The organism is Bacillus sp. AM1(2019) (genome assembly GCF_009906915.1).
In the GTDB taxonomy this organism is placed as follows: domain Bacteria; phylum Bacillota; class Bacilli; order Bacillales; family Bacillaceae; genus Bacillus; species Bacillus velezensis.
Window position 1 is genome coordinate 2,417,501 of record NZ_CP047644.1, and the last position, 21,531, is coordinate 2,439,031.

The 21,531-nt window shown below is 45.6% G+C and carries 23 protein-coding genes and 1 riboswitch; of the genes, 3 read left to right on the plus strand and 20 right to left on the minus strand.

Annotated elements, in window-relative coordinates:
• Window positions 1–10 precede the first annotated feature (10 nt).
• Together der and GNE05_RS11940 are read right to left on the minus strand one after the other, a co-directional pair.
• Window positions 11–1,321 carry a ribosome biogenesis GTPase Der gene (gene der / locus GNE05_RS11935; protein WP_003153433.1) on the minus strand — a complete coding sequence of 437 codons (1,311 nt, stop codon included), beginning with the start codon at window positions 1,319–1,321 and terminating at the stop codon, window positions 11–13.
• A 192-nt stretch (window positions 1,322–1,513) separates the two neighbouring features.
• Window positions 1,514–2,116 (minus strand): YphA family membrane protein, encoded by a 603-nt coding sequence (locus tag GNE05_RS11940; protein WP_160182840.1) that lies wholly within the window; start codon window positions 2,114–2,116, stop codon window positions 1,514–1,516.
• A 76-nt stretch (window positions 2,117–2,192) separates the two neighbouring features.
• Between GNE05_RS11940 and GNE05_RS11945 the strand changes: the two genes are divergently transcribed.
• Complete coding sequence (locus GNE05_RS11945) at window positions 2,193–2,324, plus strand: YpzI family protein (RefSeq protein ID WP_003153429.1); 132 nt, start codon at window positions 2,193–2,195, stop codon at window positions 2,322–2,324.
• Window positions 2,325–2,358: 34 nt separating this feature from the next.
• On the opposite strand, the gene fni is transcribed toward GNE05_RS11945, so the two are convergent.
• From fni to GNE05_RS12030, 17 genes are all read right to left on the minus strand, one after another.
• Window positions 2,359–3,408: a type 2 isopentenyl-diphosphate Delta-isomerase gene (gene fni / locus GNE05_RS11950; protein WP_061862336.1), complete on the minus strand. Its 1,050-nt coding sequence runs from the start codon at window positions 3,406–3,408 to the stop codon at window positions 2,359–2,361.
• 14 nt (window positions 3,409–3,422) lie between these two features.
• Entirely contained in the window at window positions 3,423–4,571 is a 1,149-nt protein-coding gene (gene rpsA / locus GNE05_RS11955) for a 30S ribosomal protein S1 (RefSeq protein ID WP_003153426.1), read from the minus strand.
• Between the two features lie 227 nt (window positions 4,572–4,798).
• On the minus strand, window positions 4,799–5,473 hold the full coding sequence (cmk, locus tag GNE05_RS11960; protein WP_061862337.1) for a (d)CMP kinase: 675 nt from the start codon (window positions 5,471–5,473) through the stop codon (window positions 4,799–4,801).
• 78 nt (window positions 5,474–5,551) lie between these two features.
• On the minus strand, window positions 5,552–5,728 hold the full coding sequence (locus GNE05_RS11965; RefSeq protein WP_003153420.1) for a YpfB family protein: 177 nt from the start codon (window positions 5,726–5,728) through the stop codon (window positions 5,552–5,554).
• 46 nt (window positions 5,729–5,774) lie between these two features.
• Window positions 5,775–6,431, minus strand: a complete 657-nt coding sequence (locus GNE05_RS11970) for a flagellar brake protein (protein WP_015388063.1) — start codon at window positions 6,429–6,431, stop codon at window positions 5,775–5,777.
• A gap of 87 nt (window positions 6,432–6,518) precedes the next feature.
• The gene (gene ypeB, locus GNE05_RS11975; RefSeq protein WP_160182841.1) at window positions 6,519–7,868 is read right to left on the minus strand and encodes a germination protein YpeB; all 1,350 of its coding nucleotides are present in this window, start codon (window positions 7,866–7,868) and stop codon (window positions 6,519–6,521) included.
• A 24-nt stretch (window positions 7,869–7,892) separates the two neighbouring features.
• A complete protein-coding gene (gene sleB / locus GNE05_RS11980) occupies window positions 7,893–8,762 on the minus strand; it encodes a spore cortex-lytic enzyme (RefSeq protein ID WP_007409447.1) in 870 nt (289 codons plus the stop codon).
• A 130-nt stretch (window positions 8,763–8,892) separates the two neighbouring features.
• Window positions 8,893–9,549, minus strand: coding sequence for a glutamic-type intramembrane protease PrsW (prsW, locus tag GNE05_RS11985; protein WP_003153415.1), 657 nt, complete (start codon window positions 9,547–9,549; stop codon window positions 8,893–8,895).
• Between the two features lie 96 nt (window positions 9,550–9,645).
• Window positions 9,646–10,629 carry a YpdA family putative bacillithiol disulfide reductase gene (locus tag GNE05_RS11990; RefSeq protein ID WP_014418270.1) on the minus strand — a complete coding sequence of 328 codons (984 nt, stop codon included), beginning with the start codon at window positions 10,627–10,629 and terminating at the stop codon, window positions 9,646–9,648.
• 105 nt (window positions 10,630–10,734) lie between these two features.
• Window positions 10,735–12,009, minus strand: a complete 1,275-nt coding sequence (gene gudB / locus GNE05_RS11995) for an NAD-specific glutamate dehydrogenase (RefSeq protein WP_003153413.1) — start codon at window positions 12,007–12,009, stop codon at window positions 10,735–10,737.
• A gap of 160 nt (window positions 12,010–12,169) precedes the next feature.
• Window positions 12,170–12,754 carry a genetic competence negative regulator gene (locus GNE05_RS12000; RefSeq protein ID WP_160182842.1) on the minus strand — a complete coding sequence of 195 codons (585 nt, stop codon included), beginning with the start codon at window positions 12,752–12,754 and terminating at the stop codon, window positions 12,170–12,172.
• Between the two features lie 151 nt (window positions 12,755–12,905).
• Window positions 12,906–13,694, minus strand: coding sequence for a metallophosphoesterase (locus tag GNE05_RS12005; RefSeq protein WP_003153411.1), 789 nt, complete (start codon window positions 13,692–13,694; stop codon window positions 12,906–12,908).
• 86 nt (window positions 13,695–13,780) lie between these two features.
• Window positions 13,781–14,239, minus strand: a complete 459-nt coding sequence (locus GNE05_RS12010) for a YpbF family protein (RefSeq protein ID WP_007409443.1) — start codon at window positions 14,237–14,239, stop codon at window positions 13,781–13,783.
• 64 nt (window positions 14,240–14,303) lie between these two features.
• On the minus strand, window positions 14,304–15,074 hold the full coding sequence (locus tag GNE05_RS12015) for a LysM peptidoglycan-binding domain-containing protein (RefSeq protein WP_071391679.1): 771 nt from the start codon (window positions 15,072–15,074) through the stop codon (window positions 14,304–14,306).
• Window positions 15,052–15,639: a CPBP family intramembrane glutamic endopeptidase gene (locus GNE05_RS12020; protein ID WP_025649801.1), complete on the minus strand. Its 588-nt coding sequence runs from the start codon at window positions 15,637–15,639 to the stop codon at window positions 15,052–15,054. Before GNE05_RS12020 ends, GNE05_RS12015 begins: the two co-directional genes overlap by 23 nt.
• 14 nt (window positions 15,640–15,653) lie before the next feature.
• Window positions 15,654–17,144, minus strand: coding sequence for a RecQ family ATP-dependent DNA helicase (locus tag GNE05_RS12025; RefSeq protein ID WP_160182843.1), 1,491 nt, complete (start codon window positions 17,142–17,144; stop codon window positions 15,654–15,656).
• The gene (locus GNE05_RS12030) at window positions 17,137–18,195 is read right to left on the minus strand and encodes a YpbB family protein (protein WP_156734856.1); all 1,059 of its coding nucleotides are present in this window, start codon (window positions 18,193–18,195) and stop codon (window positions 17,137–17,139) included. The genes GNE05_RS12025 and GNE05_RS12030 overlap by 8 nt, the downstream gene beginning before the upstream one ends.
• 268 nt (window positions 18,196–18,463) lie before the next feature.
• On the opposite strand from GNE05_RS12030, the gene GNE05_RS12035 reads away from it, so the two are divergent.
• On the plus strand, window positions 18,464–18,712 hold the full coding sequence (locus GNE05_RS12035; protein WP_003153403.1) for a ferredoxin: 249 nt from the start codon (window positions 18,464–18,466) through the stop codon (window positions 18,710–18,712).
• Between the two features lie 139 nt (window positions 18,713–18,851).
• Here the strand turns inward: GNE05_RS12035 and GNE05_RS12040 are convergent, their stop codons facing one another.
• Window positions 18,852–19,424, minus strand: coding sequence for a riboflavin transporter FmnP (locus GNE05_RS12040; RefSeq protein ID WP_003153402.1), 573 nt, complete (start codon window positions 19,422–19,424; stop codon window positions 18,852–18,854).
• Between the two features lie 147 nt (window positions 19,425–19,571).
• A riboswitch (FMN riboswitch) is annotated at window positions 19,572–19,706 on the minus strand.
• 205 nt (window positions 19,707–19,911) lie between these two features.
• Between GNE05_RS12040 and serA the strand changes: the two genes are divergently transcribed.
• Window positions 19,912–21,489: a phosphoglycerate dehydrogenase gene (gene serA, locus GNE05_RS12045; RefSeq protein WP_003153401.1), complete on the plus strand. Its 1,578-nt coding sequence runs from the start codon at window positions 19,912–19,914 to the stop codon at window positions 21,487–21,489.
• Window positions 21,490–21,531: the final 42 nt, after the last annotated feature.

Consider the following 21,531-nt stretch of genomic DNA (forward strand, 5'->3'; position numbering starts at 1 on the left):
TCACACCTTTTTATTTTCTTGCTCTTGCAAATATTTTAATTGGCGTACCTTCAAATCCGAAAGCGTCCCGGATTCGGTTTTCTAAAAAGCGTTCATAAGAAAAATGCATCAGTTCCGGATCGTTGACAAAAACAACGAAGCTCGGCGGCTTAACAGCGACTTGAGTCGCATAATAAATTTTCAGACGGGAGCCGTTGTGCGTCGGAGTCGGATTCATGGCGACCGCATCCATGATGACATCATTTAAGACATTTGTCTGCACGCGGAGAGAGTGGTTTTCACTCGCTTTAATAATCGCAGGCATGAGTGTATGAATCCGCTTTGTCGTCAGTGCCGACATAAACAGCACCGGCGCATAATCAAGAAATTGGAAATGTTCCCGAATATTCTGTTCAAATTCTTTCATCGTGCGCTCGTCTTTATCAACGGCATCCCATTTGTTTACGATAATGACGACGGCTTTCCCGGCTTCATGGGCGTATCCGGCGATCCGCTTGTCCTGCTCAAGGATGCCTTCTTCTGCATTCAGCACAACGCCGACGACGTCTGAGCGGTCAATGGCTTTTAACGCCCGAAGCACACTGTATTTTTCTGTTGTTTCATATACTTTACCCTTTTTTCTCATTCCCGCCGTGTCAACGATTACAAATTCCTGCTGATTGTAGGTGAACGCCGTATCCACAGCGTCTCTAGTCGTTCCGGCTACGTTGCTCACGATAACCCGCTCTTCGCCGAGCATCGCATTGACAAGGGATGATTTTCCGACATTCGGGCGGCCGATCAGGCAGAATTGAACGACATCATCACTGTACTTCGTCTCCGGAATGTTTTTAAAATGCTCGGCACAAGCATCGAGCAAATCTCCCAATCCTAAACCGTGTGTGCCCGAAATCGGATACGGTTCTCCAAAGCCGAGCGCATAAAAGTCATAGATGTTCGCTCTCATTTCGGTATTATCTAATTTATTAACGGCTAATACGACCGGTTTTTTTGTCCGGTACAGTATTTTTGCCACTTCTTCATCCGCAGACGTCACACCTTCGCGGCCGTTCACCATAAAGATGATCACATCAGCCTCGTCCATGGCGATTTCAGCCTGCTGGCGGATCTGTGTCAGAAACGGTTCGTCTCCGATATCAATTCCGCCCGTATCAATCAGGTTAAAATCATAATTCAGCCATTCCGCCGAACTGTATATCCGGTCCCGCGTCACTCCGGGGGTATCTTCTACTATTGAAATTCTTTCACCCGCAATCCGGTTAAAGATTGTGGATTTTCCCACATTCGGTCTTCCGACAATGGCTACGACAGGTTTACCCATAGTACCCTTCCTTTCAATCCAGCCGCTTACATTTTCACAAAAAATTGTTCAACCGGTTATTAAAAATCATCTTCGCTATGAAAAGAACCCTTCAAACAGAAGGGCTTAACTCATTTATTATATCAGTTTTCACTGAGATCACAATGTATTCTTCAAAATGTTTCGCATTCATGTAACAGTCTCCGTCTGTTTTCAAGACATTTTTGTCGCTCCTTTGCCCTGCTTTTTGCTTTTTTGGCTGATGCGCGCCGCAAGCTGTTCATATGTAGTCAGCCCGACGAGCAGAATCACTCCCGCCGAACAGCCTGAAAGCCATTTATAATCACCGACGGCTGCCGCACCCGCAATATTGCGGATGACCGCAGCATACAATAGCTCCCCCTGGCACATGCCGAGAACAAAAAGACAAAGCCTCTCAGGGAACCGCCCCTCAACGGAAAGCGTAATAACGGTAAGCAGTATAACCGCCGCCCATTCAGGTTTTATGATAAACCAAACAGGATCATATAATGCAAAAAGAAAAGTAAAGCCGTACGCCGCAGCCGCCGTCAGATGAATCACAATATTACGGAGCCGTTTATGCATGCCGAGGCTTCCCGCATAAACAAATGCCGCAGCAAAAAACATGACATATGCCGCGTTCAACGTAAAATAAGCCGTAATCTGATGTATGCTTGCCATCATATTAGTCAAAATAAAGACTGATACGTAAAAACGGCTTTTCGTTTTGGCAAAAATAAAAGTCGCAAGTATCCATAAAAACCACATTGACCAGTAATAATAAAACGGTTCCATAATCGCTCCTCCTCTGATCAGTATGGAGCGGGAACGCATTTTTTAAACTAATTATGCCTGAAAGGAGCGGATAAGGATGGGAAAAGACAGACAGGAGAAAAAACTGAAAGCCTCCCGACGAGTGGAATCTGATCGCGATGATTCGATTCACCATAAAGGAGCGACAAGCCTTGAGCAAAACGGGGAATTCCGAAAAAGAAAATCGTAAAAAACAGAAAAAGGCATGCGGGTCCGCATGCCTTTTAACGTCTGCTGAAACGGGATGTGTCAATTCCCCGTTCAGAAAGCCAGTGATGTGTGTCACCTTTTATGACCAAAGGCGCCTTTTGCAATTGGGCAACCGATTGGCATCCGAGGGCGGTCATAATCATTTTCAGCTCTTGCAAAAGCGCCGTCATCTCGTCAAACAGGCCCTCTTCTCCTTTAGAGGTGAGAGCTTTCAGGAAAGTGCCCGCCATTCCCGCGCTGGAAGCGCCGAGGGCAATCGATTTGGCGACATCCAGGGCACTTTGCAGCCCGCCGGATGCGATAATTGATTGATCAGCGGAGAGCGAGTGGATTTCCGCTAAGCTTGCGGCAGTGGAAATTCCCCACGTATTAAAAAATTGAAGCGCCTTCTCTCTGCGCATATTTTCGATCTTAGAGAAATTTGTACCGCCGTATCCGCCGGCATCAACTGCTGCTGCGCCGGCATCAAATAACTGACGTGCCGATTCCCTGCTCATTCCGAAGCCGACCTCTTTGACAAAAACGGGAACTCCCGCTTCCGCCGCAATCCGCTCAATACGGCCGAGAGCGCCGGTAAAGCTTCTGTCACCCTCTGGCATGACGATCTCCTGAATCACATTTAAATGAATCTGGAGGGCATCCGCTTGAATCATATCAACTGCCCTTTTCGCCTGCTCGGCATCCGCCTCGCTGCCTAAATTGGCAAATATCAGCCCGTCCGGATTCTCTTTTCTGACGATCTCGTAAGAACACCGTTCGGAGGGATCTTTTAAAGCTGACATTTGCGAACCGACAGCCAGCGGCATGCCGGCTTTGCGCGCGGCTCTTGCCAGCGATCTGTTAATTTCGTATGTAAGCTGTCCGCCGCCGCCTGTCATCGCATTGATAAAAATCGGCGAACTGCTTGTGAGTCCGCCGATTTTCGTTGATATATCCACTTTTTCCAATGCTAGGTTCGGTAGGCTGACATGAACAAACGTAATATCATCAAGCCCCGTTTCCCGGTTTTGGCCGGTAGACAGCGCATGATTTATATGTTCTCTTTTTCGTTCTGCTCGTGTCACGTTTTATCACCAATTTATTTTAATTTATTAAGCTTGTCTCCGATTAAATCGCCAAGCTGGAAGCCGGTGCTCGGCTCTTCTTTCGCCTGGTATTGGCGGAAGTCCTCCTGATCGGCTTTCGGCGCTTCTTCAAGCTCACGCATGCTTAAGGAAATGCGCTCTTCGCTTTCGTTCACGTCAAGCACTTTCACTTTAACAGTCTGTCCTTCTTCAAGCACTTCATGCGGCGTTCCGATATGTTTATTGGAAATTTGCGAAATGTGCACAAGTCCTTCCACGCCCGGAAGAATTTCAACGAAGGCGCCGAAGCTTACAAGGCGCTGCACTTTTCCTTCAAGCACATCTCCCTGTTTTACCTTTTCGCCGATCTGGCTCCAAGGTCCCGGCAGCGTTTCTTTAATAGATAAAGAAATACGTTCGTTATCGCGGTCTACGGACAGTACTTTCACTTTTACGTCCTGACCTTCTTCCACCACGTCAGACGGTTTTTCGACGTGTGAATGAGACAGCTGCGAAATATGAACAAGCCCGTCAATTCCGCCGATGTCGACAAATGCGCCGAAATCAGTCAGACGCTGCACTTTTCCTTCAAGCACGCTTCCAACCTCAAGCGTTTGGAGAAAATCATGCTTTTTGGCTGTCTGTTCTTTTTCCACTACAGCCCGGTGTGACAGAATCACCCGGTTTTTATCACGGTCGAGTTCAACGACGATAAGAGAGAGGGTTTTCCCTTTATAGTCAGTGAAATCCTCGACGAAATGAGCTTCGACAAGTGATGCGGGAATGAAGCCGCGAACGCCGATATCAACGACGAGACCGCCTTTCACCACATCTTTCACTTCAGCTTCAAACACTTCTTTTGTGTCGAATTTTTTTTCAAGGTCTTCCCAAGCGCGGTCAGCATCAACGGCACGTTTAGATAAAATCAAAGCATCGTCTTCCACTTTTGTTACTTTCAGGTCAAGCTCGTCGTCAACTTTTACGACATCCGATGCTTTCTCTACATGAAGACTTGATAATTCACTGATTGGAATGATTCCGGACTGTTTGACATTGACAATTTCGACATCTACATGCTTGTCCTCTACCTTTGTCACAATCCCTTTTACTACATCTCCAACCTCTGGCACTTGAACATCAATTTGATTCATTTCCTCTGTCATTTGAATAACCTCCTTGGTCCAAACCTACACAGCTTAATTAATACGGTTTGAAAGCTGAACATGTGAATGTCCGCTTTTCAGCCGAATATGTATTAAAGAATCATCCAAAAAAGATTTTGAATGATCAATAAAAAGTTTTATTAGTATTAACTTCTAATAAATGGACTGGTTTGTCAAGCAATAACATCTTGTCTTTCGAAAAAAATTATAAAGCGCTCCGCCCGGGCTTAACGTGATTTCTGTTCAACGATCTCCAGAATTTTCCCTGCGACTTCGGCAATGCTTAGTGACGTCGTATCGATTTCAATCGCGTCTTCCGCTTTGCGCAGCGGGGAAACTTCCCTCTCTGAATCGAGTTTGTCGCGTCTGGCAATTTCTTCAATGAGCGTCTCGTAATTCACGTCATAGCCTTTTTTCTTATTCTCTTCATATCGGCGCTTCGCTCTTTCCTCTACGGACGCGAGCAGAAAAATTTTCACTTCGGCATCAGGCAGCACATGAGTACCGATATCACGGCCGTCCATGACGACACCGCCTTTTTCTCCGAGCTGCTGCTGTCTTTTGACCATTTCTTCTCTGACGCCTTTATGCTTGGCGGCGATTGATACTTGGTTGCTGACTTCGTCTTTTCGGATTTCTTCTGTCACATCTTCTCCGTTTACCAGAACGATTTGTCCTTCCGGAGCGGATACAAGCTCAATTTCCGTACGCTTCAGCAGCTCTGTAAGCGCGGCTTCATCAGTTAAATCGGCATTCTGCTTGAGCGCCGTATATGTAATGGCACGATACATCGCTCCTGTATCAATGTACACATATGATTTTTTCTCAGCCACTATTTTAGCAACGGTGCTTTTTCCGGCAGCGGCCGGCCCGTCGATCGCAATTGATAATTTCTTGTCCATAATCTCTCTCCTTGCTCTTTACTCCTCTATGGATTGTATCATGAACTGCCGGAAAAGGGGCGAAAAAATTGAGCTGATTTACCGCTTTACCGTTTCAATCCATTCTTTTTTCTCCATTTTATCAACTCCCTCATATTTCACAGCTTTCGAAATATAAGGTTCAATAGGCTGATAATGAAGCAAAAACTGCACCGCGCCCAAAATGATAAGCTGAATGCAGACCAATTTGACCAGCAGACGTTCAAACGTTTTCATACACGCGCACCTCCATTAGGATTAGTATGGAAAAGTGCGCTGCTGTTTATTCCGACAGACTGTTTCTTCTCTGCTGCAGCTGCGCGCGCATACAATATTGGAGTAAAAGCTGCTGCGCTGCGGGGCCGATTTCTGTAAATTCAAGCGTCATTTTTTGTTTATCCGCCTTTTCATCATAAAAAATCCGCTGGGTAAGAGCCTCGGCCGTTATATCCGCCTCATTTTCCTTGCCGGGAAGCGAAAATGAGACATACAGCTTTTCACCTGGTTCCGCGGAAATATGCTCAGGCATCACAACAGCGATTCCGCCGGCGCTGATATTAGAGGAAACCGTTTGGAAAGCGGTTTTTTTCGCTTCCATTTTGACGGATACATCCAATACTGCGTCTGCACGGACGTATCGGCGTCTTTGAATCCGCTTCATTTCCTCCTGAGGGGGGATGTCCAATCCGATCATCGGGATGGGTTCTTTTTTCTTTCCTTTGATTATGCTTTTAAATTGATACGGTACTTGGCCATTCCCCATAAATTCCGCTGTTATTTCCAATCCTTTATGCAAAAAGACCGTCCGTCCCGAATCCAGATCGACGGGATATGAGATATGGAGTTCGCCGTTTTCAACGCTTACTGCTTTGCTCCTCGCTTTTTTGGGCTCATTGTTCTCTATGTATTCAATCCAAATATAATCTCCGACAGCTATCATGGGCCTTCACTCTTTCATTATTTATGCTTTTATTAAAGCATGTAATGAAAAAAAGGAAAAGACTTTTAGTCCTTTCCTCCTTTATTTTTATAGGTCTTTATATATAGGTTCTGCACTTTTTAATTTTTCTATTTTTTCCTCTTTTCCGTCGTCCGCATTAATGAACATTTGATACGTGTCTTTCCCGATCGTCCCGAGCATTTCGTAGCAAAGCACTTCCTGACCGAGTTCATTCGTGATCAGCGCCTGCCGGGTCTCCCTCACTTCAACATTTTTATTCAGCTTCGCTTTCGCTTCATCAGCTGACAAAGCGGGAGCCGGAATCGTTCTCGTGCGGTGCGCCGCCAGGTAATCACGCGCGGAAAAACCGACGACTTCACCATCATCCAGCGCCACTTTCATTCGGATGGCTTCCGGATAAATGCGGACGTTTTTCTCCACGGGAATAAAAGAAAAGACGCCGATGTTATTATATTGCGCGCTTTCATCAATTTCGAGGCCTTTTGTTTCATATCCGTTTTTCTTTAAAAACGCGACGGCCCGGTTAGATGCTTCATTGAGGCTGATCTTTTGTTTCTTCACGCCCCGTTTTTGAATCAAATAGACAGGATGTCCCCCTTTTTGGGTAATATCCATATAGATAAAAGATTTGTGATCCGCGTCATTCATGCGGATACTGTATACATCCCGATTCGTCTTCCGGCCGCTTTTGACCACTTTAATGGAATAATTATGATCAGGCGCAAACCGTTCCGCGATTTTTACCGCTTCTTTTTCCGTAATTTGTTTTCCTTTCAGATGCGTAAAACCTTTTCGTTCTGTATTTGCGCTTGTAAACGTAGGGCTGGTACTGTCTTCAGAAAAAGCGCCTACATTTTTTTCGACTGTTTTAAAGCTGTCGACGATCGTATTATCGCTTTGTTTTTTGTCAGAGGCGAGCGCCATTTCAACATCCATCCACCGTAAATTTTTGCTCATGACGAGATGCTGAACGTTGCGGAGCTGGTTTTGAATGTTCTCGGCCTGTTTGTACAGGCTGTTCAGTGTTGTATATTCTTTCTTATCAAGCGGTTTTTGGTCTAAATCCCGGACGGATGTTTTATAGCTGAAATCTCCTATATTGGATAAAAACTCCTCCGTCTTATTAAAAGGCATGAGAGTCAGGGGCAGCTGGCTCACATTGTTATGTGCTTCAGATGTAATTCTCCATACATCAATGAGCGCCGGAGACAGAGATTTTTTACTGTTCATTGCAAGCGTCGTCCCGATTTTGTCGTGAAGCTGATCAACATGGTACGTCAGTTCATGAAAAGCCCTCTGATAATTATTTTCCGCGTGCAGAAGGACCGCATCTTTTTCCTGATGCTCTTTATATCCCCAATATCCGGTTGCGGCGATCGCGACACCGAGAACAGCGATAATGATTCCTCTAATCATGTTAACACCTCATTTTTCGTACTTTTACTCACAGAAAATGTGTTTTCCGATTCTTTTTATCTGCGGACGTCCCCAAATCCATTTGCTTGTCGCCGTATCAGGATTGAAATAATAAATCGCGTTTTCAGAAGGGTCCCAGCCGTTGATTGCATCAAGAACCGCTTCTTTTGCTCTTTCATTCGGCTGCATATATATTTGGCCGTCGGCAACAGCGGTAAACGCGAGCGGTTCGAAAATGACGCCGGCCACCGTATTCGGAAATAACGGGCTTTTAATACGGTTTAAAATAACCGCGGCGATGGCAACCTGCCCTTCAAACGGCTCACCGCGCGCTTCCCCGTACACAGCCTGTGCCAAAAGATTGATGTCGTTGTTTGAGAAACCGCCAGGCATATTGGCCGCTGTCGTATTTTGCTTTTGATTTGACTGACCGCCTGTATTGTTTTGCGGCTTTTGAGCAGGCTTATTCGTTCCCGCCGGCTTCTGCGTTCCGGCTCTCGGTTTTGTTTGGTTTTCCAATGGGACGTTGCCATAATGAGTGAACGTATTCCCTTTTTGGATCTGCTCCATTACATATTCACGGTAATATTTTGATTTTGAAATCAGCACCTGTTTGGTTTTCGCGCCGACGAGGCCGTCAACCGGCTTCATGCCGAATTTCTCCTGAAAATTTCTCACGGCCCAGTATGTGGTCCAGCCGTAAACACCATCGATTTTCCCGTTATAAAATCCGTTATATTGAAGACGGGCCTGCAATTCTATAACATCATCACCCGTCGCGCCTCTTTGAATCACTTGATTTGAAAACGCATGAACCGTTTCATGATGATCGAAGAAAGCGGCGGCGAAAGAAAATAGAATGAGACATGCCATAAAGGCTCCTTTGCACTTCATCTCTTCAAGCCTCCTACTGCAAAATTTAAAGTGTACCCGTATTGTCTGTCACGAGGTTATTTTTATGCACGTTTCCTTCTTATCCCCTGTCAAGGCATAAAAAAGAAACCGCACGCGACGCGCGGTTTCTTCACACTTGGATCATATTGACGGAGCGTGCTTTTTTTGCCTTTCGCAGCCCGAACCACCATAAAAACAGCATAAACGGCAGCATATAATATACCCAATGATTGAGGGCGGTAAGAATAAAATCGTAAGAACCGTGCAGACATGAAGGCACGGCCAGCGAAATCACAAGCCATTTGACACGGGCTTTTTTCTGCGAAAAGCGGGCTTTTCCGAGATAAAATCCCATAATCACTCCGATCAGCGCATGGCAGGAGACCGGCAGAAGCGCCCTGATGAAAGCATGCTCAACGCCGTGGCCGAATAGATACAGAATATTTTCAAGCGTGGCAAATCCTAAAGACACACTGGCCCCGTAAACGATTCCGTCATAATGCTCATCAAAATGAGCATGCGGATACACACTGATCATCAGAACGAACCATTTCACCGATTCTTCCAGAAATCCCGAAGACAAAAACGAAACGAAAAAGCTTCCTCCCCCCACATGCTCTTTTTCAAGAACATATTGGATAAACATGGTCGGAAACACAAGGACAACCCCGAGAAAAAAAGACCTCAGCACCATATGTACGGGTTCATTGTCATACTGATCTTTTAAATAAAAATAGCTTAACAGCGCAATGCCGGGAGCAATTCCTGCAGAGATGATTGCAAACATCAGGCAACCTCTTTCCTTTATATTCCTATATCTATGGTACCATGTTGTTCATATTTTTACATCTTTCAATTTTTTTAAAAAAGAGCATATGAATGATCATATGCTCTCTCTACCCAGCCGTTTTGATATTTCGTTTGCGATCAAGCCGCCGTGAAAACGGCCGTTCTCGATAAAAATTTCATTGGCGTTATTTCCAGCCGCAATGACTCCGGCGATAAAAACACCGTCAACATTTGTTTCCATCGTTTCTTCCCGGAAAAACGGCCGGCCTGATTCAGCATCAATCCGCACACCGATTTTTTCGAGGAAACCGTGATCGGGATGGTATCCCGTCATGGCAAATACGAAATCGTTTTTCAGCCGGACCGTCTCATTTCGGCCGGAGCGGAAAATGATTTCATCTTCCGTCACTTCTTCAAGACAAGCGCCGAATTCCATCCGGATTGTGCCGTTTCTGACAAGGGCCTCAAACTCAGGCAGAATCCACGGCTTGATGCTCGGGGAGTACTCATGTCCTCTGTAGAGCACAGTGACGCGCGCACCGGACTTCACCAGTTCCAAAGCCGCGTCAACACTTGAGTTTTTCCCGCCGATCACAGCAACATCTTTATCAAAATAAGGATGGCCTTCTTTAAAGTAATGAAATACCTTAGGAAGCCCTTCACCCGGGATGTTCATATAATTCGGATGATCATAATATCCTGTCGCAATGATACAAAACGGAGTGAGGTAGCGGTCTTTTGATGTTTCTACAAGAAAACGGCCGTCTTCCTGTTTCGTTACGCGCTCCACTGTTTCAAAGGCGTTTACGCGCAGCTCTTTTCTTCTGACGACCTCTCTGTAGTAAGAGAGAGCCTGTATTCGGACCGGTTTTCTGTTTTCCGTAATAAAGGCAACATCGCCGATCTCCAATTTTTCACTTGAACTGAAAAAAGTTTGGTGGGTCGGATAGTTATAAATGCTGTTTACGACATTCCCTTTTTCGATCACAAGCGCGTTCACGCCAATTTGCTTCAGATGTATAGCCGCCGATAATCCGCAAGGACCTCCGCCTATTATAATTGCTTTTTCTTCTGTCATGTCCTTCAACTCCTGCGATTGGCATTTCCATCATAAGTTTCCACTCATATAAAAAATCTCCTATATTATCATAGGAGATTTTTTTTGTTTATGCAAACGATTGGTTTATATCCAGCCTCTGAAACGCGAAGCCTCAGCCATTTTCCGCACGCCGACCATGTAAGCCGCAAGCCTCATGTCAATCCGGCGGTTTTGGGACATTTCATAAATATTATTAAACGATTTTATCATCATATTTTCCAGTTTTTCCTCGACTTCTTCTTCACTCCAGTAGAAGCCTTGGTTGTTTTGAACCCATTCGAAATAAGAAACCGTTACACCGCCGGCGCTCGCCAGAACATCGGGAACCAGCAGCGTTCCTTTGTCTGTCAGGATTTTCGTTCCTTCCAGTGTCGTCGGTCCGTTTGCCGCTTCTACAACGATTTTCGCTTTGATGCGGTCAGCGTTTTCTTCTGTAATTTGGTTTTCGATCGCCGCCGGGACAAGTATATCACAGTCCAGCTCAAGCAGCTCCTGATTCGTAATGGTGTCATTGAAAAGCTTCGTCACCGTTCCGAAGCTGTCTCTGCGGTCAAGCAGATAATCAATATCAAGACCGTCCGGATCGTAAAGGCCTCCGTACGCGTCAGAAATTCCGACAACTTTCGCGCCGGCGTCATGCATAAACTTGGCCAGATAGCTGCCCGCATTTCCGAAACCTTGTACGACGACGCGCGCGTTCTGAATATCGAGACCTTTTTTCTTGGCCGCTTCTTTTATACAGATGGTAACGCCTTTTGCCGTAGCTGATTCCCTGCCGTGGGACCCGCCGAGTACAAGCGGTTTTCCCGTAATAAAGCCGGGTGAGTTAAATTCATCAATTCTTGAATATTCATCCATCATCCAAGCCATAATCTGCGAGTTTGTAAATACGTCAGGTGCCGGGACGTCTTTAGTCGGTCCGACAATCTGACTGATTGCTCTGACATATCCCCTGCTCAGCCTTTCAAGCTCTCTGAATGACATATTTCTCGGATCACAAACAATTCCGCCTTTACCACCGCCATAAGGAAGATCAATAATTCCGCATTTTAAACTCATCCAGATGGAAAGTGCTTTCACCTCTTTTTCAGTTACATTCGGGTGAAAACGAATGCCGCCTTTTGTCGGACCTACGGAATCATTGTGCTGCGCACGATAGCCTGTAAATATTTTCACAGACCCGTCATCCATCCGAACAGGAATTTTAACCGTTAATAATCTGAGCGGCTCTTTCAGCAGTTCATACACTTCTTCTGGATACCCCAATTTTTCCAGAGCTTTATGTATTACGGTTTGGGTTGATTTTAATACATCATGTTTGTCTTCTTCATTATGACCGGTGAATCGATCGGCTGCCATTTGAGTTAACCTCCTAAAATCTTCTGTTTCTCTCATGCTCCCTTTCAGTGACTAGTATACACCTTCAATATCTCCGTGCATAGAAGAAAGACAATGATTTTTCCATTATTTCGCTTAAAAAAAGACGGCCGCTGAAAACAGCTGCCGTTTCAAATCTTTTTTATGAAAAATGTTTCTGGATGGTCTCCACAGCATTGCCGTCCATGATGAGTTTTCCGTACTCATGGAGCCTGTAAATCGTAATCGTCGCCGGGTGTCCGTATTCAGCCAGCACCGCGATGACACCTTCGGCGGAACGGGAGCCGAGGTCTTCAAGGCTTACATAGTATTGGTTCTCATAGTGGTAGACGGTGCCGCCGGTAATCCCGATTCGGTGAAGGCTTCCGGCTAGCTGAATGATATCTTCAAACGAATGGAACTGATAAATAATATCCGGGCTTTCGTCAAGTTTGACCTGCATCTCGATATAATCATCGTCATATTCGTCATCTTCTGCGGCCGCGTCATGATTTTTCGTTACAATCACAACCATACCTTGTGCCTGAAGAGAATATACTTCCACCGCGATCGGACCATTCGCTTCAAAGCCGAGCTCTGTATTTGCTTCATTCATCATATCTTTAAATAACTGGTGGACTTTAAACGAGTCCTTCCAGAGGTCTTCTTTTGTCAGTCCCCGATCAGTCAGATCGTCGAGGGTTAAAAAGATTTTAATCTTATTATAGTTCAGACGCTCAAGCCGCATAATGTTCCCTCCTGCCTCTTCTTGCACACAAATCATATAACACAGTATATGAATAAATGAGTCATAGGTTCTTAATTTGTTATCAGTTTACACCGTGTACAGCGGGAAGACAAGCAGAATGCCGTTTTTTATCACCGCGGCCGGATTTGTTTCAGGAAAACGGCTCATCCGGTCCGCACAGCGTAATCATATGCGTCTCCGGCTTCGCCCCGAGCCTCAGCGGAACTTTTGTCGTCCCGTAGCCGTTGCTGATCAGATAATGCGCTTTTTTTACCGTTCCCGTCCCGCCCAATTCGTACGGCCCGAACCGGCCGAAACGGATTTGGCCGCCATGCGTATGGCCGCTGAACACAGCGTCAATCCCGTCAGACTCCCTCATCTGCTCATGGATGTCGGGGTTATGGCAAAGCAGGAGGTTTACTTTATCAGCATCCGTATATCTGATTGCAGCTTCGTAATCATCCATCATCATCCTGATATCATCCACCCCGCAGATCGTAACGGTTTCCCCTTTATAAGCAAACTGAACCGATTCATTTCTCAGCGGGATCACTTTGTATGCCCGTAAAAGTGAGAGCAATTTTTGCTGGCTGACCTCGTAATCATTATTTCCCCACACATAAATGACAGGCGCGAGAGCCGTCAGACGTTTGATGTTTTCTTCAATTCTGGCGTAAGGAACTCCGCCCTCCGCCAAATCACCGCCGAGCAAAACGGCATCCGGCTTATAAACTGCCGCTTCGCGGAGAAGCTTTTCATCAATTAAACGGCGGTGCACGTCAGATATAAAGAAGATGGTGAGCGGCTTCATCCCTTTCATTTTATCAAGCGTAAATGTATGTGTTTTCAGATGGCTGCCGTTTGCCGTTTTGTACATGACGGCCGCCATAACCGCAGCCGCTCCCGCCAATGAGCCGAGAATTCCCGCTGTAAGCTTCATAAACGCACTCTCCATTCTGTCATTGTCTTACATTAGACGGACAAACAAAAAAAGACGTTTCTATCCTTTCCGGAAAACGCCTCATTTTATTTGCTTTCAAAATAAAGATTGATATCATACCGATGTTTCATCAAGTGAAAAACAGATTCTCTCGCCCTCCATTTTTCAGGCTGGGGCCATAAATCCGTGCTTTTTTGGATAATTTCACATCTCAGTTTATGAAATTCACCCTCAGCTTTTTCTTCCTTTTTTTTAAAATAATAAGAAGTGCAATACGCAAAAGCGGAAGCCATAATCCAGCACAAATAAACCGTATGGCCTAATATTTCCTGCAGAATCAGCTGCGGAGAGGCTTGGGGGGCATTAAAGCTTTTAAACATCAGCAGTATACACATCAGGGAAAAACAAACGAGGGACGCCCACTGCCATCTTCGGCATTGTGCGGCATAATTTTCGTATTTTAATTTCCGTTTCACCAGCGCCTGAAGCATTTGTTTCGTCGGTCCGTCAGCAAATCGGTCTAATTGCTTCCATAAAGAATCCATGCGCTTCACACCTTGTCCGTTTTCATTGGTACACTATATGAAAAACACGGTGAAAACATGCATATTAATCAGACAGCGGAATGTTCAGAACCTGGCCGGTGTACACGTCGTTTCCGTTTAATCCGTTGTAGCTGCGGATTTTCTCTTCGCCCGCCCGGCTTTTATAATATTTCATTGAAATGCGGTAAAGCGTTTCTTTCGGCTGTACAGTATGCTGTACGGTCCGCACTTTTTTCGGGACAGTCCCGGCTTGATCACTCGCGGCAGCCGGAGCCGCTTTTTCACGGACAGCCGGCGGAGACTGCTGTTTTGTCTCCGCGTATTCGGTGTCTGTCGGCTTTACTTGTTTTTCTGAGGGTGTTTCCGTTTTTTCAGGTGTTTTTTCACTTGGTTTTTCTTTTGTTTTTTCAGATGCAGCCGCTTCTTTCTTATCTTTGTCGTCAGACTTTTTTTTCGGTTGTTCTAAAAGAGCGGTTTCTGACGTTTCTTTCTGAGCGCCTTTCGGAATAACGGCAGGCGCGCTTTCACTGTGGTCAATGAAGACATCTTCATAGTCCTTCGGGTCAAATCTGCTGCTGTTCGTCATATAAAGAAGACCGAAAAAGACACCGATTGTTACGATAATGAACAGGACGGTCAGAAAAGTGAACAGCGGCGTTTTTGTTTTGGTTTTTTCCTTCACCTGCTCTTCCTTTTTTTTACGCTCCTCTTTTACAGATTGTCTTGTCGGGAGGCTGTCTTCAAGATATTCAATTTGTTCATCCGCGGCCGCGGCAACCTGCTGCTCGGCACGCAGCTGAGCTTTTCTTCTTTCAACTCTTGACATTTCCGTCATAGAAACCCCTCCTAACATATTGAAAACGGATCTGACAGGCAAATACCGCATCAATAATAAAATGCGCTGTAACCGGAACGAATAAATTGCCGGTCCATTCATAGATAAGCCCCAGCAAAAGACTGATGCCCGCAACCATCATAAACAGAAGCCACTTCGCCATGTATCTGAAATGAAGCACGGTAAAAATGAAGCTGGCGGCCCATAAGCCGATATGTGTCTGCAGAACGCCTCTGAACAAAATCTCTTCGCTGAACGAAATGAGAAGCGTCAAAAATAAAATGTGCAGAACCGGCCTGTTCTTAAAAAGCAATACATTAATGCCGCCGTCATCATATAAATGCGAAGGACACCATTTCATCACCGCCAGATCGGCAAAAATGACAAGGACGGCAAGAGTTACACCGTACCATATGATATTATCGTCACGTATATGCCACAGCTTTAAAAAATCGTGAATGTCGGTGAAAAAGAAAAAGCCGATAACAGCTGAAACCGCCAATATGAGCAATTGGGTGGCATACAGCTGTATCACAATCTCCCGGTCTGAGAGCTGCTGGATCAATTCGCTTTGCCGTCTCAGCTGAACTCACCCGCAGACTCTGAACCGAAAATCCGGCCTAATTCCAGCTTCCAATCTTCAAACCGTTCCATGTTTTTCCGTTCTCCTTTTTGCTCGTACGGAGCCAGATCAAGTCCGCAGCTGCTGCAGCATTGTCCGGTTTGACCTTCAGGCTCATACGATTCATCAAAATAAGACAGCAGCGCTTCTCTTATACATTCTTTCCGCTCTAATAACGCCGAAAAACGGTTCATTTTACGCAGCTTCTTTTCCACGCGGTATGTCAGTTCTTCCTGCAGCTGCTCTTTTGTGGTTTTTCCTTGCAGATACAGGTGGACGGCCGTTCGCGCCTGTGTTTCCTGAACGCCCTTATTGATCAGAACGTCCCGAAGCTTTCGCTCATCACCCGTACCGGCATCCCGTATGACGGCCAGAATGCCTTCCAGATCATAATCAGACAGGCTTTCTGTCTGAATAATCTGCTGCTGAAGCTCGGTATCGCCGGGCGCCCTCAGCAAAATACTGACACTCGGGCTGCCGTCGCGTCCCGCTCTGCCGATTTCCTGCATAAAGGCCTCGGCCGTTTGGGGAGGATAAAAGTGAATGACAAAGCGGATATCTGACTTATCCACACCCATGCCGAACGCATTGGTACAGCAGATGCAATCAAGCTGGTTATGGATAAATTGCTGCTGGATCAAGATTCTGTCCCCTGTATCCATTCCGCCGTGATAATAATCCGTCCGCTTTCCCGTTTTTTCATTCAGCTCAGCCGCAAGCTCTTCCGCCCATTTTCTGGTCGGACAATATATGATACCCGGCCCTTCAAGCTTTTCGGCAAGCTCCGTGAGCCTGCTTATTTTTTCGGCATTATCAGCCAAATGTTCTGCCGCCAGGAGAATATTCGGCCGGTTGACTGAATAAAGATGACGCACAGCATGCTCAAGTCCGAGCACATCCGTCACGTCTCTGAGCGTTTCTTTTGTCGCTGTTGCGGTCAGCGCCAATACAGGCGGCTTTCCGAGTGCCTGTCTGAAAGGCCCGAGCTTCGAATAATCAGGCCTGAAATCATGTCCCCATTCTGATATGCAATGAGCCTCATCAATAACAAATAAACTGACCGGAACGTTTTTCAAACGGTTCAGTACATAAGGTGAAGAAAGGGCTTCAGGAGACATATAGAGAAATTTATACCGGCTGATGTTGCTGAGAATAAAATGCCGCTCTGCGGAATTCAGCATGCTGTTTAATGCCGCAACCCGCTTTTCTCCTTTTGCTTTCAGCTGCTGCACCTGATCTTCCATTAATGAAAGAAGCGGTGAAATAATCAGCACCAGCCCGTCCATCATGTAACCCGGAAGCTGATAGCATAATGATTTCCCCCCGCCGGTCGGAAGCATGGCGATCGTATCCTTTTTTTGGAGAACGCTAGTCATAATCTCTTCCTGCCCTTTTTTAAAGGAATGCAAACCAAAATACCTGGATAAAGCTTTATGCAGCTCAGTCATGCTGATTCACCGTCTTTGCCAGCGCCAGCCTGATCTGGAAATAGCTGAAGCGCATCTGCATTCCTTCGCGAATCCGTTTAATTTTATTCGTTTGATGCTGTTTTGCAAATGCCGTTATCATACGCTGTTCCTCTTCAGAAAGATACTGTTCTATAAAAAATGCAGGCTGATGCAATGATATTTCTACGATATGGTCTTCGATTGTGGCGGTTTTTAAATTTCTGACCGCGGCGATCCGTTCAATCGGAAACCCTTTTTCCAACAGCTCGAAGGTTTTTCTGGCAGACTGTGTAAGCGCGCTTTCCGCCTGCAGATCGGACAACAGCTCGCGCAGAGCGGGATATGCACATTGCGGAAGCGATTGAATAACATAATGTACCGCTCCCCAAAACTGGACGGACACATACCATTCATCTTCGTTCAGCTGGAGAGCGAGCTGCTTATTCGTTTTGCCGATTCTGTTGAATGAAGTTAAAGAATAGACAAAAATAAGCGCCTGCCGTTCACTTACGCCATGCAGAAGCTGAAACAGCGCGTCATGCATTTGGACGGAAAGCTCTTTAGCATCTCTGTTTTTCCGCATGAACCGTTTGACCCATCTCAGCGTCTGCACATCGTTGGTAACCGGGATATATTGACTGCATTGATGCTCTTTGTTTGACAGGACTTGAATGAGCAGGGAAAGCCGCCTCCACAGGATGACGGCAGGCGTTTGATAATTTGCGCCGTGGCAGTGCTTCGGCCAAGGCCGCTCGGCAAACGCCCGTTCAAGCCTTTGAACGCCGCGCGCAGTCACTTTCCACGTTCCCTCTTCTTTTCCGGCTGTAATGTATGAGTTCTCGGTGAGTTTATGCAAAGAAGCCGCAATATCGCCGCGTTCACACTGTGAAGCCATGCCGAAATATTTAGCGATCTGAAATAAGCCGGCATCCTGAATGGTTTGAGACGACTTTTTTCCTTTTAATAAATGAAACACAGCACTCGGAGTCCGTTCGCCGTCTATTTTGTCCAGACAGTCGAGAACCACGGTATCAAAGTAGTTTATCGCCAATCTAAACACACCTACATTTCTTTTGTGACAAGTTTCGTTTTTTGGTTCTTTTTATTTTAACAGATTTTCATATAAATTTGACGTTTAAAGTCATCTTTTAGGGGGAAGTGCTAAAGAGAATCCCTTATGTGATAAGCATTCTCAATCATTTTTCTGTTGAAATTTGACACTAACATCATTACAATAAGTAAGAGGAATAGGTGTTATATTTAAAAATATATAAGGTAAACCATTTGTTCCAACACGAACAATCTGGGAGGTTTTATTCATGGCAAAGTACACAATTGTAGATAAAGATACGTGTATTGCATGCGGCGCCTGCGGAGCTGCGGCACCAGACATTTATGATTATGATGATGAAGGCATTGCGTTCGTTACGCTTGACGAAAATAAAGGTGTCGTCGAAGTTCCGGAAGTTCTGGAAGAAGATATGATTGACGCATTTGAAGGATGCCCTACTGATTCAATCAAAGTTGCGGATGAACCGTTCGAAGGCGATCCGCTGAAATACGAATAAAAAAGCCCTCCCCGTGAGAGGAGCTTTTTCGTCCTGAATAAGACTCCGGCTGTTATCGGCCGGAGTCTTATTTTTTTGCAGATCAGCACAAACAAAAAAAGCGTCCGGCTGTTCTTCACAGAGCGGACGCTTTAAGCCTTTATTGTGTTTGGATGCTGCGTTTTTGTTCAATCCAAGGTTTCAGCTTCGTAAAGATGAACGTAAAGACGATGGTGATGATAATGCCTTTTACAATGTTAAACGGCAGAATTCCTGCGACAACCGCCGTTTTCAACTGGCTGTTTGACAATGCTGGTGAATGTAAAAACCAAGTATACGCGGGCAGGATAAGAATATAGTTCAAAATACTCATCAGCACGGTCATCGCCGCGGTTCCGGCCAGCAGGCTCACTGCAAGCCCTTTTGCAGAATTGAGCTTTTTAAACATAAACGCCGTCGGCAGAATAAACAGCGTTCCCGCGATAAAATTGGCTGCCTGCCCGACAGGCACGCCGGCCATGCTTCCTTGAATGATATACTGCAGAATATTTTTAATCGCTTCAACCGCAATCCCCGCCGCAGGCCCGTAAACCAAAATGGCGATAATTGCAGGAACGTCACTGAAATCAATTTTCAAGTAATCCGGCAGCCCCGGAAACGGGAAATTTAACAGCATAAGCACAAACGCAATACTGCTAAGCATACTGATGACAACTAATTTTTTTACTTTCACAATGCTCTCTCCTTTTCGATCAAATCTCTCGAAAAGAGGAAAGGTTCTTTTGCGCCCCAATAAAAAAACCGCTTTTGTTAAAAAGCGGGAGCTTACTAAGGCTTGGCAAAGAAACGTTTGATATAAGCATCAAAACGTCTGCTGAACCTCCATCTTCTCCCATCCAGACTATACTGTCGGCTCCGGAATCTCACCGGATCCTGCCGCCGAAGCAGCTCGCGGGCTTAGAGCGTGATGCTCATCACCGCCGGTAGGGAATTTCACCCTGCCCCGAAGATTGATCTTATGAATTTATTCACATTATATATGATCAAATTGTAATTGTATAGAGAACTGCTCAATTTTATATAAAATATTGATGAGGCCCATTTTAACTGAATTATCGGCTTCCTTTTCTCCTTTACTGCGTCAATACACATTGACACTCTATTAAGAATATGATAAATTATCAGATATTTAGTCAGCTAAACTAGGAGGAAATCTAACAATGTTTCGAGTTTTGGTCTCAGATAAGATGAGCAATGACGGCTTAAAGCCGCTGATGGAATCAGACTTTATAGAAATTGTTCAAAAAAACGTCGCGGATGCAGAAGATGAATTACATACCTTTGATGCCCTGTTAGTCCGCAGTGCCACAAAAGTAACCGAAGAATTGTTTAAAAAGATGACTTCTTTAAAAATCGTCGGCAGAGCCGGTGTCGGCGTAGACAACATCGATATTGATGAGGCCACAAAACATGGAGTTATCGTGATAAACGCGCCGAATGGAAATACCATTTCAACGGCAGAGCATACATTCGCGATGATTTCTTCATTAATGAGACACATCCCGCAAGCCAATATCTCAGTAAAATCAAGAGAATGGAACCGGACGGCTTTTGTCGGAGCGGAGCTCTACGGAAAGACTTTAGGCATTGTCGGTCTGGGCCGGATCGGAAGTGAGATTGCCCAGCGCGCCAGAGCGTTCGGTATGACGGTTCATGTATTCGATCCTTTCTTAACCGAAGAGAGAGCCGGCAAAATCGGCGTAAACAGCCGGACATTCGAAGAAGTGCTTGAAAGCGCGGATATCATTACCGTCCACACGCCTTTAACAAAGGAAACAAAGGGACTGCTTAACAGAGAAACCATTGCCAAAACGAAAAAAGGCGTCCGTCTTATCAACTGCGCAAGAGGCGGCATTATTGATGAAGCGGCGCTTTTGGAAGCGCTGGAAAGCGGCCATGTCGCAGGCGCTGCCCTTGACGTGTTTGAAGTGGAACCGCCAGTTGAATCAAAGCTTCCCGACCATCCGCTTGTGATCGCCACACCTCACTTAGGCGCTTCAACGAAAGAAGCACAGCTGAATGTCGCGGCACAGGTTTCTGAAGAAGTGCTGCAGTTTGCAAAAGGTCTGCCTGTCATGTCAGCGATCAATCTGCCTGCGATGACGAAAGATGAATTCAAAAAAATCCAGCCTTATCACCAAATTGCCGATAAAATCGGAAGTCTCGTGTCACAATGTATGAAGGAACCCGTCAAAGATGTTGCGATTCAATATGAAGGCACCATCGCCAAACTTGAAACATCATTTATTACAAAAAGCCTGCTGTCCGGTTTCTTAAAACCGCGTGTAGACTCAACGGTCAATGAAGTGAACGCCGGCGGTGTAGCAAAAGAACGCGGAATCAGCTTCAGCGAGAAGATTTCCTCCAATGAATCAGGATATGATAACTGCATCAGCGTAAAAGTAACCGGAGACCGGAGCACATTTACGTTAACGGCTACGTATATCCCTCACTTCGGTGAACGAATCGTTGAACTGAACGGCTTTAATATTGACTTAAATCCTGCCGGCCACCTCGTTTATATCCAGCACCAGGATACGACTGGTGTAATCGGACGCGTCGGACGCATCCTCGGCGATAACGATATCAATATCGCTACCATGCAGGTAGGCCGTAAAGAAAAAGGCGGAGAAGCCATTATGATGCTTTCTTTTGATAAACATTTAGATGATAAAGTCGTCAATGAGCTGACTTCAGTTCAGGATATTGTTTCCGTTAAACTGATTGACCTTCCGTAACCAACAAAAAACCCAAAACATTCATATGTTTTGGGTTTTTTT

Coding starts and splice junctions, on each gene's coding strand:
- gudB (WP_003153413.1), bottom strand. CDS start 12,009: ATGGCAGCCGATCGATTCACCGGTCATAATGAAGAAGACAAACATGAT.
- GNE05_RS12000 (WP_160182842.1), bottom strand. CDS start 12,754: ATGCGGCTTGAGCGTCTGAACTATAATAAGATTAAAATCTTTTTAACC.
- GNE05_RS12025 (WP_160182843.1), bottom strand. CDS start 17,144: ATGACTGAGCTGCATAAAGCTTTATCCAGGTATTTTGGTTTGCATTCC.
- serA (WP_003153401.1), top strand. CDS start 19,912: ATGTTTCGAGTTTTGGTCTCAGATAAGATGAGCAATGACGGCTTAAAG.
- GNE05_RS12015 (WP_071391679.1), bottom strand. CDS start 15,074: ATGACGGAAATGTCAAGAGTTGAAAGAAGAAAAGCTCAGCTGCGTGCC.
- prsW (WP_003153415.1), bottom strand. CDS start 9,549: ATGTTTGCAATCATCTCTGCAGGAATTGCTCCCGGCATTGCGCTGTTA.
- GNE05_RS12035 (WP_003153403.1), top strand. CDS start 18,464: ATGGCAAAGTACACAATTGTAGATAAAGATACGTGTATTGCATGCGGC.
- GNE05_RS11965 (WP_003153420.1), bottom strand. CDS start 5,728: ATGAAAACGTTTGAACGTCTGCTGGTCAAATTGGTCTGCATTCAGCTT.
- GNE05_RS11970 (WP_015388063.1), bottom strand. CDS start 6,431: ATGATAGCTGTCGGAGATTATATTTGGATTGAATACATAGAGAACAAT.
- GNE05_RS11990 (WP_014418270.1), bottom strand. CDS start 10,629: ATGACAGAAGAAAAAGCAATTATAATAGGCGGAGGTCCTTGCGGATTA.
- rpsA (WP_003153426.1), bottom strand. CDS start 4,571: ATGACAGAGGAAATGAATCAAATTGATGTTCAAGTGCCAGAGGTTGGA.
- GNE05_RS12005 (WP_003153411.1), bottom strand. CDS start 13,694: ATGAAGCTTACAGCGGGAATTCTCGGCTCATTGGCGGGAGCGGCTGCG.
- ypeB (WP_160182841.1), bottom strand. CDS start 7,868: ATGATTAGAGGAATCATTATCGCTGTTCTCGGTGTCGCGATCGCCGCA.
- GNE05_RS12010 (WP_007409443.1), bottom strand. CDS start 14,239: ATGGATTCTTTATGGAAGCAATTAGACCGATTTGCTGACGGACCGACG.
- GNE05_RS11945 (WP_003153429.1), top strand. CDS start 2,193: ATGGGAAAAGACAGACAGGAGAAAAAACTGAAAGCCTCCCGACGAGTG.
- GNE05_RS11940 (WP_160182840.1), bottom strand. CDS start 2,116: ATGGAACCGTTTTATTATTACTGGTCAATGTGGTTTTTATGGATACTT.
- der (WP_003153433.1), bottom strand. CDS start 1,321: ATGGGTAAACCTGTCGTAGCCATTGTCGGAAGACCGAATGTGGGAAAA.
- sleB (WP_007409447.1), bottom strand. CDS start 8,762: ATGAAGTGCAAAGGAGCCTTTATGGCATGTCTCATTCTATTTTCTTTC.
- cmk (WP_061862337.1), bottom strand. CDS start 5,473: ATGGACAAGAAATTATCAATTGCGATCGACGGGCCGGCCGCTGCCGGA.